The sequence below is a fragment of the Serratia marcescens genome (assembly GCF_001902635.1).
Lineage (GTDB): Bacteria > Pseudomonadota > Gammaproteobacteria > Enterobacterales > Enterobacteriaceae > Serratia > Serratia marcescens_F.
In genome coordinates, this window is sequence record NZ_MJAO01000005.1 from 20826 (window position 1) to 35243 (window position 14418).

The window sequence follows — 14418 nt, forward strand, 5'->3', positions numbered from 1 at the left end:
TTTTGTTTAGCATACTAAACGGAGGTGGCCATGCCGCAATTTGATTACCTGAAGACGTCCATCAAGCAAAAGGGCTGTACTTTGCAGCAGGTGGCGGATGCCAGCGGCATGACCAAAGGCTATCTCAGCCAGCTGTTGAACGACAAGATCAAAAGCCCGAGCGCGCAAAAGCTTGAGGCGCTGCACCGTTTTCTCGGGCTGGAGTTCCCGCGTAAAGAGGTCAAAGTCGGCGTGGTGTTTGGTAAATTTTACCCGCTGCACACCGGCCATATCTACCTGATCCAGCGCGCCTGCAGCCAGGTGGATGAGCTGCACGTCATCTTGTGCCACGACGAGCCGCGCGACCGCGAGCTGTTCGAGAACAGTTCGATGTCGCAACAGCCGACGGTCAGCGATCGCCTGCGCTGGCTGCTGCAGACCTTCAAGTACCAGAAAAACATCCATATCCACTCGTTCGACGAGCAGGGCATCGAGCCGTATCCGCACGGCTGGAACGTGTGGAGTGATGGCATGAAGGCTTTCATGGAACAGAAGGGCATCGTGCCGAGCTTCATCTACTCCAGCGAAGCGCAGGACGCCCCGCGCTACCGCGAGCATCTGGGCATCGAAACCATTCTGGTCGATCCCGAGCGTTCGTTCATGAACATCAGCGGTAACCAGATACGCCAGGATCCGTTCCGCTATTGGGATTACATCCCGACAGAGGTGAAGCCGTTCTTCGTGCGCACCGTGGCGATCCTCGGTGGCGAGTCGAGCGGCAAGTCGACGCTGGTCAACAAGCTGGCCAACATCTTCAACACCACCAGTGCCTGGGAATATGGCCGCGATTATGTGTTTTCGCATCTGGGCGGCGACGAGATGGCGCTGCAATACTCCGACTACGACAAAATTGCCCTCGGGCAGGCGCAATACGTGGACTTCGCGGTCAAGTACGCCAACAAGGTGGCGTTTATCGATACCGATTTCGTGACGACGCAGGCGTTTTGCAAAAAGTACGAGGGGCGTGAACACCCCTTCGTGCAGGCGCTGATCGACGAATACCGTTTCGATCTGGTGATCCTGTTGGAAAACAACACGCCGTGGGTGGCGGACGGCCTGCGCAGCCTTGGCAGCACCGCCGACCGTCTGGCGTTCCAGCGCCTGCTGGAAGAGATGCTGCGCACCAACAACATCGAATACGTTCACGTTGAGTCCAGCGATTACGAAGAGCGTTTCCTGCGCTGCGTCGAGCTGGTGCAACAGTTGCTGGCGGCGGACGCCGGCCGGTTGGCGAGTGCGCCCATCCCCCATCACGCTGCCGGTTGAGCGCCGGCGCGGCGACGAAATTAGCCTAATGTGCGATCGAGGCGGCAGAAACGGAGGCTCGATTGCATATTTAAACCCTCGTTTAGTTATGGTTCATTCAGTAGCGGCTAAGTTAAGATTTTCTTTACTATAAAACAATCTGAAGAAGCCATGTCTTATCGCTTACTGACTCTCTGGTTGCTCTGCTATGCCGCAGCCTGGACGCTGCTGACTGTCTATCTCGACCCTACCCTGCCTTATGACGCCGTCGAGGCGCTCAACTGGGGCCTCAACGGCGAATGGGGTTCACCGAAAAACCCGTGGCTGGTCGGTGCGGCGATGCATCCGGCGATCTGGCTGTCGTGGTTGCCGCTGAACGTTTACTGGTATGGCGGGCATTTCGTCGCCATCGCCATCGGCATGTTGGGCGTTTGGCTGTTGGCGCGGCGCCTGAGCGGCAGCACCGCGCTGGCCTGGATGGCGCTGCTGACGCTTAACCTGTCCGGCATCATCAATTTCGATATTATTCCCTACAACGACAACTACCTGTTGGTGATGCTGTGGCCGTGGATGGCGCTGTTCTTCCATATGGCGATCACCCGTTCGGCCAACTGGTGGCCGGCCTTCGCGCTGGCCGCCGGTCTGGCGATGATGGCGAAGTATTCGACCTTCGCCTTCGTCTATTTCGCGGCGCTGTCGACGTTGTTCGTGCCGCAGATCCGCCGCTGCTACCGCCAGCCGCAGTTCTATCTGGCGGTGGCGATCTGGCTGGCGCTGGTGCTGCCGAACGTGTTCTGGTTGTGGAATCATGACTTCGCCGCCTTCAAGTGGGTGGATTCGCAGATCAAAATGCAGTTCAACCTCGACATGCTGCAGTCGCTGTTGTTGGTGTTCTATCCTTCGCTGGTGCTGTGGCTGATCCTGCGGCGCAGCGGGGCGGTGCTGGCCTGGCCGAAGGCGTTGCCGATGCGGGTGCTGCTGTGGGTCTATCTGTTGCCGCTCGGTATCATCACCTTCTGGTTCTCCTTCAACGTCGGCGGCCGGTTGACCGAATGGCTGCAGCCGTTCTTTATGTTGGCGCCCGCGCTGCTGGTCGGCTGTGTGCGTCAACCGCCGGTGCGTTCGCTGCGTGCGGCGACCATTGGGCTGATGTGTGCGGCGCTGGCGGTCTATCTGGGTTATGCCGCGGTGATGCTGGGCAACGTGCGCAACGCCGGCCAGAAGATGGTGGGCATCAAGGCGTTCAGCGTCGACGTGGAACGGCAGTGGCAGGAGCGGTATGGCGTCAGTCTGCGCTATGTCGGCGGCGAATACCTGTCGCAGTGGATGACGGTGTACGCCGGCTCCCGTCCGCAGATCATTACGCGCTGGTCCAATCATACGCGGCCGAATATCTACAACGTCAATATCAGCTATCCGCAGATTGTGCAGCATGGCGTCGCTCTGTTCGGGCGGCTGGGAGAGGATTGCACGCACAGCGACTTTGGCGGCGAGCTGGCCCATTGGCCGAAGATGCACCTCGACTGGCAGCAGAATCTGACGTTCCGCGCCGATCCGCGCGCCGACGAGCAAACGCTGTGCGTCGGCTTCGTCCGGCCGCAGTAACGGCGGCGCAGGGCGCCGCCGCGGGTCGGTTTAGTAAGCGATGACCAGCTTGCCTTGCATATGGCCGCCGAGCAGCCGTTGATGCGCGGCGGTCAGCATTTCCACCGTCAACCCGTGCAGGGTTTCGCTCAGCGTGGTGCTCAGTTTGCCGTCGTCCAGCAGCTGCGCCACCTGCTGCAGGATCTTGCCCTGCTGCGCGATATCCGGGGTGGTGAACATGCTACGGGTGAACATCAGTTCCCAGTGCAGTGCGGCGCTCTTCAGCTTCAGTGCGGTTTGGTCCAGCGGCTGCGCGTTCTCGACGATGGTGCAGATATGGCCCAGCGGCGCGACCAGCTCGGCCATTACCGGCCAGTGGCCGTCGGTATCGTTCAGGCACAGGATGTAATCCACCTGCTCGATGCCGTGCTGCGCCAGGTTGCCCTTCAGATCGCGGTAATCCACTACCAGATCGGCGCCGCGTTCACGGCACCAGGCGGCGGACTCCGGCCTTGATGCGGTGGCGATCACTTTCACCTTGCTGCGCAGCGCGGCCAGCGGGATGGCCAGCGAACCGACTCCGCCGGCGCCGCCGATGATCAGCAGCGTCTTGTGCTCCGGCGCGTTCTGAATGTTCAGGTGCTCGAACAGCGCCTCCCAGGCGGTGAGGGCGGTCAGCGGCATGGCGGCGGACTCGGCCCAGTTCAGGCTGCGCGGTTTGTGCGCGGCGATGCGCGAGTCGATCAATTGGTGGCTGCTGTTGCTGCCGGGACGGGTGATGTCGCCGGCGTACCACACCTCATCGCCGGGCTTGAAGCCACTGACGGCGCTGCCCACTTCCACCACCACGCCGCTGGCGTCCCAGCCGAGGATGCGCGGCTGCTGCAGGCCGCTCTTTTGCAAACCGGCATGCACTTTGGTGTCCACCGGATTGACCGACACCGCTTTTATCTCCACCAGCAGGTCGTACTGACCGGGGACCTGCATCTCCGGGGCGATTTCGATGAAACCGGCGGGGTTTTTCGGGTCTACGGCAATGGCTTTTATCGACATGATTGTACTCCTTTCAAATGATGCCCTCAGTGTAGATCCACGGCAGTAGAGTGATAATATGGACAATATCTAACGGAGTGTTCGTCTAAGGTGAACAATGAAATTCAAACAGCTGCAGGATATGGCGCTGTTCGCGCTGGTGGCGGAGTGCGGTAGCTTCACCGCCGCCGCGCAACGCGTCGGGTTGCCGAAGTCCAGCGTCAGTCAGCGCATCAGCCATCTCGAACAGACGCTGGGGCTGCGGTTGCTTAACCGCACCACGCGCCAGTTGAACCTGACCTTCGCCGGTGAACGCTATCTGGAACATTGCCAGGCGATGATGTCCGCCGCCGAGCGGGCCGATTTGGCGCTGCAGCGGCTGCGCGACAACCCGAGCGGGCGCCTGCGCATCTCGACGCCCGCGGGGTTGGGCGCGACCCTGGTGGCGCGGCTGGCGGCGGACTTTCAGCGCCTGTACCCGGACGTTTTGCTGGAGGTGTCGGTGTCCGACGCCATGGTGGATCTGGTGCAGGAAGGTTTCGACGCCGCGCTGCGCACCGGCAAGCCGCAGGATTCTTCGCTGATCGGCCGCCGCCTCGGGTACGCGCCGCGCTATCTGTTGGCCGCGCCGTCTTATCTGGCGCAGTACCCGCCGATCGAACATCCGCAGCAGCTGCAGCAGCATCGCTGTATCGCCCACCGCGCCTGGACGGCCTGGAACCTGCGCTGCGGCGACGATTATTTCCGTTGGCAACTGCCGCAGGGACATACCACCGATAACCTGTTGTATGCGCGCGAATGCGCCATCGCCGGCGCCGGCATTACGCTGCTGCCGGCGTTTCTCAGCCGCGAGGTGGTGGCGCAGAAGCTATTGGCGGAGGTGCTGCCTGAGTGGCGCGCGGAGGGCAACGAACTGTATCTGGTCTACCCGAGCCGCAAGCTGAATTCCCCGGCGCTGGCCTGTTTCATCGATGTGGTGTTGCAGCACCCGACGTTCGACGATTACGCCCGCGAGCTGGCGCTGGAGTAGGCCCGCTGAGACGGCACGCGAAGGGGGGCGGGTGATGCAGAGGCCGAATTTCTGTCGCCATCGTCCTAAGGCCTTCGGTTGGTGCGCCGCGCGGGCATGAAAAAAGGCGCCTTGCGGCGCCTTTCAGATCACTTGGCGATCTTCTTGTACTTGATGCGGTGCGGCTCGAGCGCATCGGCGCCCAGCGTACGCTTCTTGTACTCTTCGTACTCGGTGAAGTTGCCTTCGAAGAATTCCACCTTGCCTTCGTCCTGGTAGTCCAGGATGTGGGTGGCGATGCGGTCGAGGAACCAACGGTCGTGCGAGATCACCATGGCGCAGCCAGGGAATTCCAGCAGGGCGTTTTCCAGCGCGCGCAGGGTTTCGATATCCAGGTCGTTGGTCGGTTCATCGAGCAGCAGCACGTTGCCGCCAACCTGCAGCAGCTTGGCCAGGTGCAGACGGCCACGTTCACCGCCGGACAGCTCGCCCACGCGTTTGCCCTGATCGACACCCTTGAAGTTGAAGCGGCCGACATAGGCGCGGCTCGGCATTTCGGTATTGCCGATGCGCATGATGTCCTGCCCGCCGGAGACTTCTTCCCAGACGGTTTTCGAGCCGTCCATGCTGTCGCGGAACTGATCGACGGACGCCAGCTTGACGGTGTCGCCCAGCACGATGCTGCCGGAATCAGGCTGCTCCTGACCGGACATCATGCGGAACAGCGTGGATTTACCCGCGCCGTTCGGGCCGATGATGCCGACGATCGCTCCTTTCGGCACCGCGAACGACAGGTCATCGATCAGCAGGCGGTCGCCATAGGACTTGCGCAAGTTGCTGACTTCGACCACTTTATCGCCCAGGCGTGCGCCAGGTGGAATGAACAGTTCGTTGGTTTCGTTACGTTTCTGGTACTCGGTGTTGTTCAGCTCTTCAAAGCGGGCCAGACGGGCCTTGCCTTTGGACTGACGGCCTTTGGCACCCTGACGCACCCACTCCAGCTCTTTCTCGATCGACTTGCGACGAGCGGCTTCGGCGGACGCTTCCTGCGCCAGACGCGCGTCTTTCTGCTCCAGCCAGGAAGAGTAGTTGCCTTCCCATGGAATGCCTTCGCCGCGGTCCAGTTCGAGGATCCAGCCGGCCACGTTATCCAGGAAGTAACGGTCGTGGGTGATCGCCACCACGGTGCCTTCGAAGTCGTGCAGGAAGCGTTCCAGCCAGGCCACGGACTCGGCGTCCAGGTGGTTGGTCGGTTCGTCCAGCAGCAGCATGTCCGGTTTTTCCAGCAGCAGGCGGCACAGCGCCACGCGGCGGCGTTCACCCCCGGACAGGTGGGCGATTTTGGCGTCCCACTCCGGCAGGCGCAGCGCATCGGCGGCGCGCTCCAGCTGCGCGTTGAGGTTGTGGCCGTCGTGCGCCTGAATGATCTCTTCCAGACGACCCTGTTCGGCGGCCAGCTTGTCGAAGTCTGCGCCTTCTTCCGCGTACAGCGCGTACACTTCGTCCAGGCGTTTCAGCGCGCCGACCACTTCCGCCAGCGCTTCTTCCACCGATTCACGCACGGTGTGTTCGAGGTTAAGCTGCGGTTCCTGCGGCAGATAACCGATCTTGATGCCCGGCTGCGGGCGCGCTTCCCCTTCGATATCGGTATCGATGCCGGCCATGATGCGCAGCAGGGTGGACTTACCGGCGCCGTTCAGGCCCAGCACGCCGATCTTGGCCCCAGGGAAGAAGCTCAGGGAGATGTTTTTCAAAATATGACGCTTCGGCGGTACCACTTTGCCGACGCGGTGCATGGTATAGACGTATTGAGCCACGTTGCTCTAAGCCTCTCTATATCAGTATTTATAGGATGTCTGGCGGCATGAGTGTAGCCCGTTTCGATCTCGGATCCCAGACATCGCTCAGCGAGCGCTAAGTATAACCGTTTATGCGCCGATAAAGGCGCATATTGGCGGCTTATGGCGTGACGACGATCGCGACGCGGCGGTTTTCCGCGCGGCCGCTGGAGGTGCGGTTGTCGGCGACGGGATCGCGTTTGCCCATGCCGCGGGTTTCGATATTGGCGCGCGGAATGCCGACGCTGGCCAGCAGGTCGGCCACCGCATCGGCGCGGCGCAGGGAAAGCTGGTCGTTATAGCTGTCTTCACCGTAGTTATCGGTATGGCCGTCCAGGCGGAACTTGGTGATGCCGACGCTCAGCAGCGCGCGGCCCATCTTCTGCACCGTCTCGGTGCTTTCCGGATTGAGCTTGCCGATGTTGTTGCCGAACAGCACTTTATCCGACAGGCCGAACTCCCAGCCGTTGTCGGTCAGTTTAAAGCCCTGCGACTGCAGCAGCGCGATCTGCTCGGGCGTCAGGCCCTGCGGTTTGCTCTGGCAGCCTGCGAGGGTCAGCAGCGCGACGAACATCATCGTCAGCAGTGAAAAACGGCCTTTAAGTAGTTGCTGTATCATAGTCAAAATCCCTAGTTCAAGTGTTATAGCCGGGGCTCTTATTTATGTATAGCCAGCCGCCAGCCTCCGTTATAACGATGCTTTGCCTGATACATTGCATCGTCAGCTTCGTGCAAAAGACCCTGAGGCGTCGCCGCGTGATCAGGGTACAGCGCAATACCGATGCTCAGAGAGGTGATGATCGTCTCGTCGTTCGGCAAAATGACCGGTTGCGTCATGCAGTCGATAATATTATCGGCGATCTGCAAGACATCTTCCGTGCTGTGTACCGGCGCCAGCAGCACGGCGAATTCATCCCCTCCCAGGCGTGCGACCAGGTCGCTCTCGCGCAGCTGCGCACGAATGCGTCCGGCGATGGTGGTCAGCACCGCATCGCCCGCGGCGTGGCCGTAGTTGTCGTTCACTTCCTTGAAGCGATCGCCGTCGATAAACAGCACCGCCAATTTTTCCGGCGGTTCGATATCGCCCAGGGCGCGGCTCAGTCGGCCTTCGAAGAAGGCGCGGTTCGGCAAGCCGGTCAGGCTGTCGTGCGTCGCCCGGTGGGCCAGCGAGTCGTTCTCCTGTTTCAGATGGGCCTGCCAGGCTTCCAGCTCGTCGAGCAAGCCGTTGAAGTCGTTGCTGAGCTCATGCAGCTCGGCGATCGGCGCCGACGGCACCCGCAGGCCGAAGGCGCGATCGCGGCGCACCGCATGTGCCACGTTGGCGATGTCGTCCAGCGAACTGACGATGCCGACCAGCATGCGCCGCGACAACACCAGGGCGCACAGGGTACTGAGCACCAGGCAGGCGATCATGCCGACCATGCCGCGCAGCAGGAAACGCAGCAGGCTGCCGCCGTTGCCGCTTAGCCACACCTGGCCGACCTGCTTGCCCTCATGGGTGATGGGCAGGATGACCGGTTCGGGTAGCGCCCAGTGCGCGACGATCTGCTCCAGACCGTGCAACGGCCCATCGGTGGGGTGGCGCCAGTTGGCCAGCATCTTGCCGTTGTTGTCGAGGATCCGCGCGTCCGACACCTCCTCGTTGGAGGCGATCAGCATCAGCGCCTCGAGCGCGGCGGCGCGGTCTTCAAACACCACGGCGGCCTCGACGGTATAGCTGATGGAACGCGCAATCAGGTGCAGGTTGTGGTTGGCGTAGGCGCGCAACGCGAACAGCGCCACCAGCGTCAAAAAGATGCCGGCGGTGCCGACAGCGATCAGCGCCAACCCAAGATGCACCCGCTGCAGCACCCGGCCCAGCGTCGGGCGCGCATTGCCGGAACGGTTTTTACGCAACAGCCTCATAGCGGCGGCGCCTGCTTGCGTGCCAGTTGCAGCACGTTGGGGTGGACGCGCACGCCGCTGCGCGCCAAGGCGTCCAGGTTAACCTTGAAGCTGGCCTGGTCCCCCTCGATCTGCAGGCAAAATGCGCTGCCGGCGGAGCATTCGCTATCGTTCTCGCTGATGCTGAGAATGGAGTTGCCGGAAATGCGCTGCATGAAATTTTGTCTCTGCGCGGCGGTGATGTCCCCTAAATAGATGACATCGCAGCCGGTACTCAGCTTTGGGCTGTCGAACGGCACGCGCTCGGTTTTAATCGGACGCGGCGCGCTGAGCAGGATCGGATCGAACAGTCCTTCGGCATAGTGGGTGGGTGCGGTCACGCACAACCGGATCGGATTGGGTTCACGCGACCAGCGAGCGTAGCTGATGATGCCGACCACCACGGTCGTGACGGCGTGCGTGCGCTTTTGATAAGGATCATCGGCGGCGCGCGCAGGCTTGGGCAACGTCAGCAGCAGCAGAACGATCAGCAACAGGCGGCCGATATTCAGACGTGCGGCAAGGAAGCCCGACGCGGGCCTTTTTGCGCAACGTATCAATATCGCGGTATTATTCGCCATCTTCATCCGCCATTCCGGCCTGATCCACCGCCCGCAGGCCGCGGCCTGGCAATGGAAAATCCGGCCCGTTTGAAGGGACAATCGTTTTGCTGAAAGCTGTCAGTCGCACTGCCTAATGAACACTATCTAATCCATAATTGGCGCGGATTGTATTATAAGATGTCTTCGTTGGGCGCTTTATGTGCTGTTTTCTCGGAATTATCCTACTTATTTTTGATAGTATAAAAACGCCTACCCGGGTTTGCCACCGCTTTTCTGCAAAGTTGGCGCGTTTGGCCAGGCGTCAGGCGATTTGCGCAACGGCGGCGACATTCGCTAAATGCAATAATGTGATAGGTAATAATTAAAAAGTCTTTTACTTCGCCAATAAACCCGGATGCGGCTAATAAAAATCCGGCGGGCGAAAATATCCCGCCGACCTGATTTGTCAGCCAAGGTAAACGTTTTTTACCTTGTTCCTATCATGGCGATACACTTCTTCTTCTACAGTATTGAATGGATAAGCGATTGCGCTGTCTATGAGAGATACCTTCGTCCGGGCCGTGCGCCCGGCTTTATTTTGTCCCGCGGCGCCGTGGCGCGGCGGTAGCCGGGGAGCTGGGCGGCTCCTGCGGTACAACCAGTGAGGAAAGAGCGAGGATGGTCAAGGTGGACAAGCGACGGCTGTTGGCGATGGGGCTGTGCCTGACGGCGTTTTCAGGCGCGGCGCTGGCGGATTCTCTGGATGCGCAACGCCAGCGCTACCAGCAGATCAAGCAGGCGTGGGACGGCAATCAGATGGACGTGGTGGCGCTGCTGATGCCGACGCTGCGCGATTACCCGCTTTATCCTTACCTGGAATACCGCGAGCTGACGCAGGATCTGAGCCAGGCGGGGTTCTCCGAGGTGAACGATTTTATCAAACGCAACCCGACGCTGCCGCCGGCGAAATCACTGGCGCCGCGCTTCGTCAATGAGTTGGCGCGCCGCGAAGATTGGCGCACCCTATTGGCCTTCAGCCCGCAGCCGCCCAAACCGGCGGCGGCTCGCTGCAATTACTACTACGCCAAATGGGCCACCGGCGATCAGCAGGCTGCCTGGCACGGCGCCGATGAGCTGTGGCTGAACGGCAAAACGCTGCCGGGCGCTTGCGAGCGGCTGTTCAGCGTGTGGCGCGGCGCAGGCAAGCAGACGCCGCTGGATATTCTGGCGCGTATGAAGCTGGCGCTGAAAGAGGGTAACAGTGCGCTGGTCAGCAACCTCTACAGCCAGCTGCCGGCCGACTACCAGACGATGGGCAACGCCCTGGTGCGCTTGCAAAACGATCCAACCACCGTGGAAGCCTTCGCCCGCAGCGTAGGGCCGACTGACTTTACCCGCGCCGCCACCGCCATCGCCTTTGAACGCCTGGCGCGCCAGGATGTGGAAAACGCGCGGGCGATGATCCCGACGCTCGCGCGATTGCAGAAAATGAGCGAAGGCGAGCGGCTGGGGCTGGAAGAGGCCGTCGCCTGGCGCCTGATGGGCAGCGACGCCACCTATGAACAGGCGCAATGGCGCGATCAGGTGATTCTGCGCAGCCATGCGCCTTCGCTGCTGGAGCGCCGGGTACGCATGGCGTTGGGCAACGGCGATCGGCAGGGCGTAGCGACCTGGCTGGCCCGCTTGCCGGAAGAGTCGCGCAACAAGGATGAATGGCGCTACTGGCGCGCCAGCCAGCTGATGGACGATGGCAAGCGTGCGGAAGGCGAGGAGATGTTGCGTAACCTGATGACTGAGCGCGGCTTCTATCCGATGGTGGCGGCGCAGAAGCTGAACGCCACTTACCCGGTGATGGTAGCGGTGGCGGCCAAGCCGCGCGCGTCGCTGGTCGACGGGCCGGAAATCGCCCGGGTCCGTGAGCTGATGTACTGGAATATGGACAACCTGGCCCGCAGCGAGTGGGGCTCTTACGTCGCCAGCCGCAGCCGGCCGGAACAAGAGGCACTGGCGCGCTACGCCTTCGAGCAAAAGTGGGCAGACCTGAGCGTGCAGGCGACCATCGTCGGCAAGCTGTGGGATCACCTGGAAGAACGTTTCCCGGTCGCTTGGCCGCAGGAGTTCCGCCGCGCTACCGATGACAAGGGGATCACCACCAGCTACGCAATGGCGATCGCACGTCAGGAGAGCGCCTGGAATCCGAAGGCGCAGTCGCCGGTCGGCGCTTCCGGCCTGATGCAGGTGATGCCGCGCACCGCGCAGCACACGGTGCAGATGTTCAACATTCCCGGCTATGTCGGCCCAAGCCAGCTGTTCGATCCGCAGACCAATATCACCATAGGCACCAGCTATCTGGAGTCGGTTTATCAGCAGTTCGGCCGCAACCGCATCCTGTCGACCGCCGCCTATAACGCCGGCCCGTCGCGGGTGAACACCTGGCTGGGCAACAGCGCGGGGCGGATCGATCCGGTGGCGTTTATCGAGAGCATCCCGTTCTCGGAAACCCGCGGTTACGTCAAGAATGTGCTGGCCTATGACGCGTTTTATCGCTATCTGACGCACCGGCCGGCCAAGGTGCTGACCGACGCCGAGTGGCAGAGACGTTATTGATTTTGACGGCCCTATGGTATGCTGCCGTACTAGTTAAATAGTATGGTGGCTGCCATGACGCAATTATCGTTAAACGACCCCGCTCTTTCAGAACAAGGCAATGAGGACTGGCTGCGCTTTGTCGCGTTGTTGCAGAATTCGTTTGCGCAAGAGCTGCATCAACCGCTGTTGCAGCTGATGCTGACGCCGGACGAGCGCACCGCGCTGGGCACCCGGGTGCGGATCATTCAGGAATTGATGCGCGGCGAGATGAGCCAGCGCGAACTGAAAAATGAACTGGGCGCGGGGATCGCCACCATAACCCGCGGTTCGAACAGCCTGAAAGCGGCTTCGCCCGCGCTGAAACAGTGGCTGGAGCAGCAACTGCTGCACGACGCGCCCTAGCCGCGCGCTCAGTGTTGGTAGATGGCGTTATGGAACGGCACCAGCGCCAGCAGCAGCGCCTGATGATAAACGCTGGTGCGGCTCAGCCGTCCGTCGGTGAAGACGCCGATGGCGCCACCCTGGCGTTTCACGTCGGCGTTGCCGGTGATCGCCGCCATTTCGTTGCCCAATTCGCGACCGGCGCGAATACCTTGTAAGATGGCCTCCGGCAGCATCAGGCTTGCCGAGCGGGATTCGCCGCGAATGTGCGGGTTTTCGATGGTCATCCAGGCGAAGGTCATATTCTCTTCAATCCCGGCTTCCACGCCGACCCAAAAATCGGCCTCGGGCCTGACCTGGCGCGCTTCCATCACGCGTTGACGCGCGCCGGTGCGGGTTTCGTGATTGCCTATCGGTTGCAGAGAGACGCCGCTGGCGACGTCGACGGATTCAATGCGATATTGGCCCGCGCCAAAGACGTCATCGAAGGCCAGCTGAATAGCCTTGATCTTTGCCGGGTTGGTAGTTGCAGCGACAACATGGTACATAACGGGTTTGATATCCTTCTGGCCGATACGCCGGGCAGCGGCAAAAGCGCCGCCGGCCGGGGATAAACGCAAATTTCACGCAGTATAACGGAAAACAAAAATGTTACAGGTATACCTCGTTCGCCATGGCGAAACGGAATGGAACGCGGCGCGCCGCATCCAGGGTCAGTCCGACAGCCCGTTAACCGCCATGGGGGAACACCAGGCCCGTCTGGTCGCCAGGCGCGTCAGTAAAGAAGGCATTACGCACATCATTACCAGCGATCTGGGGCGCACGCGGCGCACCGCGCAGATCATCGCCGAGGCCTGTGGCTGCGAAGTGATTTGCGATCCGCGTTTGCGCGAGCTGCACATGGGGGTTCTGGAAGAACGCCTGATCGACAGTTTGACGCCGCAGGAAGAGCAGTGGCGCAAACAGATGGTCGATGGTACTCCTGACGGCCGTATCCCTCAAGGCGAATCCATGGAGGAGCTGGGTGAGCGCATGCGCGCCGCGCTGGAGAGTTGCCTGATGCTGCCGGAAGGCAGCAAGCCGCTGCTCGTCAGCCATGGCATCGCGCTGGGGTGTTTGATCAGTACGGTGTTGGGGTTGCCGGCCTATGCCGAACGCCGCCTGCGCTTGCGCAACTGCTCACTGTCGCGCGTCGATCATCAGCAGAGCCCGTGGTTGGCTTCCGGCTGGATCGTTGAAACGGCGGGCGATGTCACGCATCTGGACATGCCCGCGTTGGACGAACTGCAGCGTTAACGCCGAATCGGGATCAGGTAATCGCACTTGATCTCGATAGGCGCCTGATGCGGACGGCGCTCGCCTTTCGGATAGAAACGTTCGATATCGTGCCCCTTGCGGCGCGTCAGTTTGAGCGCCGGCAGGCAAGTGCCGTAGACCGTCAGAATAAAGTCTTGCAGGCCCTCGGTGGGCCCTTCATAGCTGAACGTCGCATATTCACCGCCCTGCAGGACCAGCGGCTGTACTTCCTGCACCTTGTCAGGCACGTGATCCGGCTCCAATGCCGTGGTGTACAGCACTTCTTGTTCGTCGTCCTTCTCCTGACTCGGGCGCGAGTGATGCAGCCCGTACAGCACCGGCGGCAGGGTGTCGACTTCGCCTAGGAACTGGCGCCAGAACTGCGAGCGCAGTTCAGTACGGACGGTGGTGATCTGTTCCAGCGTACAGGAGTAGCTTTGGGTCAGGCCGACCAGGTGCTGATCCGGCAACGAGACGAACTCCGGCTGCGGCAGAGTGAAGGCGCCCAGGCGAATCGGTGGGCAGATGCCGAATGCGTTCCAGTCCTCGGCACGGCGATACAGCGCCGGCGTTTGCGCAAACTGTTTTTTGAAGGCGCGGGTGAAGGTCTGCTGCGAGTCGAAGCGATATTGCAGGGCGATATCCAAAATCGGCCGGCTGGTCAGACGCAGCGCGACGGCGGCTTTGGACAGCCTCCTTGCCCGGATGTAAGCACCGATGGCGTTACCGGTAATATCTTTGAACATCCGTTGCAGATGCCATTTGGAGTAGCCAGCCTTGGCCGCTACGTTATCCAGCGACAAGGGTTGGTCCAAATGGCTTTCCAGCCAGCTAAGCAGATCACGAATGATACCGGCTTGATCCATAGATCTTCCTCGTAAAGCTTGGGGGTAGGAACCCGAACTGTTGATTCGTCACGCTGGTGCTGCGCTATCAGACC

The 14418-nt window shown here is 61.1% G+C and carries 13 protein-coding genes; 6 read left to right on the top strand and 7 right to left on the bottom strand.

Annotated elements, in window-relative coordinates:
* Positions 1–30: 30 nt before the first annotated feature.
* Entirely contained in the window at positions 31–1305 is a 1275-nt protein-coding gene (gene nadR / locus BHU62_RS06050) for a multifunctional transcriptional regulator/nicotinamide-nucleotide adenylyltransferase/ribosylnicotinamide kinase NadR (protein ID WP_073529684.1), read from the top strand.
* A gap of 150 nt (positions 1306–1455) precedes the next feature.
* Positions 1456–2889, top strand: a complete 1434-nt coding sequence (locus BHU62_RS06055; RefSeq protein ID WP_073529685.1) for a glycosyltransferase family 39 protein — start codon at positions 1456–1458, stop codon at positions 2887–2889.
* A gap of 30 nt (positions 2890–2919) precedes the next feature.
* On the opposite strand, the gene BHU62_RS06060 is transcribed toward BHU62_RS06055, so the two are convergent.
* Positions 2920–3921 (bottom strand): zinc-binding alcohol dehydrogenase family protein, encoded by a 1002-nt coding sequence (locus BHU62_RS06060; RefSeq protein ID WP_073529686.1) that lies wholly within the window; start codon positions 3919–3921, stop codon positions 2920–2922.
* Positions 3922–4018: 97 nt separating this feature from the next.
* Between BHU62_RS06060 and BHU62_RS06065 the strand changes: the two genes are divergently transcribed.
* A complete protein-coding gene (locus BHU62_RS06065) occupies positions 4019–4930 on the top strand; it encodes a LysR family transcriptional regulator (RefSeq protein ID WP_073529687.1) in 912 nt (303 codons plus the stop codon).
* A 128-nt stretch (positions 4931–5058) separates the two neighbouring features.
* On the opposite strand, the gene ettA is transcribed toward BHU62_RS06065, so the two are convergent.
* The 4 genes from ettA to BHU62_RS06085 all read right to left on the bottom strand — a co-directional run bounded on the left by ettA (position 5059) and on the right by BHU62_RS06085 (position 9257).
* On the bottom strand, positions 5059–6726 hold the full coding sequence (ettA, locus tag BHU62_RS06070) for an energy-dependent translational throttle protein EttA (protein WP_073529688.1): 1668 nt from the start codon (positions 6724–6726) through the stop codon (positions 5059–5061).
* Positions 6727–6868: 142 nt separating this feature from the next.
* A complete protein-coding gene (locus BHU62_RS06075) occupies positions 6869–7366 on the bottom strand; it encodes an OmpA family protein (protein ID WP_073529689.1) in 498 nt (165 codons plus the stop codon).
* A gap of 38 nt (positions 7367–7404) precedes the next feature.
* A complete protein-coding gene (locus tag BHU62_RS06080; RefSeq protein WP_073529690.1) occupies positions 7405–8652 on the bottom strand; it encodes a diguanylate cyclase domain-containing protein in 1248 nt (415 codons plus the stop codon).
* Positions 8649–9257 (bottom strand): YfiR family protein, encoded by a 609-nt coding sequence (locus tag BHU62_RS06085; RefSeq protein ID WP_073529691.1) that lies wholly within the window; start codon positions 9255–9257, stop codon positions 8649–8651. Before BHU62_RS06085 ends, BHU62_RS06080 begins: the two co-directional genes overlap by 4 nt.
* Before the next feature lie 633 nt (positions 9258–9890).
* Between BHU62_RS06085 and sltY the strand changes: the two genes are divergently transcribed.
* Together sltY and trpR are read left to right on the top strand one after the other, a co-directional pair.
* Positions 9891–11819 carry a murein transglycosylase gene (sltY, locus tag BHU62_RS06090; RefSeq protein WP_073529692.1) on the top strand — a complete coding sequence of 643 codons (1929 nt, stop codon included), beginning with the start codon at positions 9891–9893 and terminating at the stop codon, positions 11817–11819.
* A 54-nt stretch (positions 11820–11873) separates the two neighbouring features.
* Positions 11874–12203 (top strand): trp operon repressor, encoded by a 330-nt coding sequence (gene trpR / locus BHU62_RS06095; protein ID WP_016929152.1) that lies wholly within the window; start codon positions 11874–11876, stop codon positions 12201–12203.
* Between the two features lie 8 nt (positions 12204–12211).
* On the opposite strand, the gene yjjX is transcribed toward trpR, so the two are convergent.
* Positions 12212–12730 (bottom strand): inosine/xanthosine triphosphatase, encoded by a 519-nt coding sequence (gene yjjX / locus BHU62_RS06100; protein ID WP_073530532.1) that lies wholly within the window; start codon positions 12728–12730, stop codon positions 12212–12214.
* A 100-nt stretch (positions 12731–12830) separates the two neighbouring features.
* Between yjjX and gpmB the strand changes: the two genes are divergently transcribed.
* Positions 12831–13478, top strand: a complete 648-nt coding sequence (gene gpmB, locus BHU62_RS06105; protein WP_038878534.1) for a 2,3-diphosphoglycerate-dependent phosphoglycerate mutase GpmB — start codon at positions 12831–12833, stop codon at positions 13476–13478.
* Here the strand turns inward: gpmB and robA are convergent.
* On the bottom strand, positions 13475–14344 hold the full coding sequence (robA, locus tag BHU62_RS06110) for an MDR efflux pump AcrAB transcriptional activator RobA (protein ID WP_073529693.1): 870 nt from the start codon (positions 14342–14344) through the stop codon (positions 13475–13477). The two genes, gpmB and robA, sit on opposite strands and share 4 nt — an antisense overlap.
* Between the last annotated feature and the right edge of the window lie 74 nt (positions 14345–14418).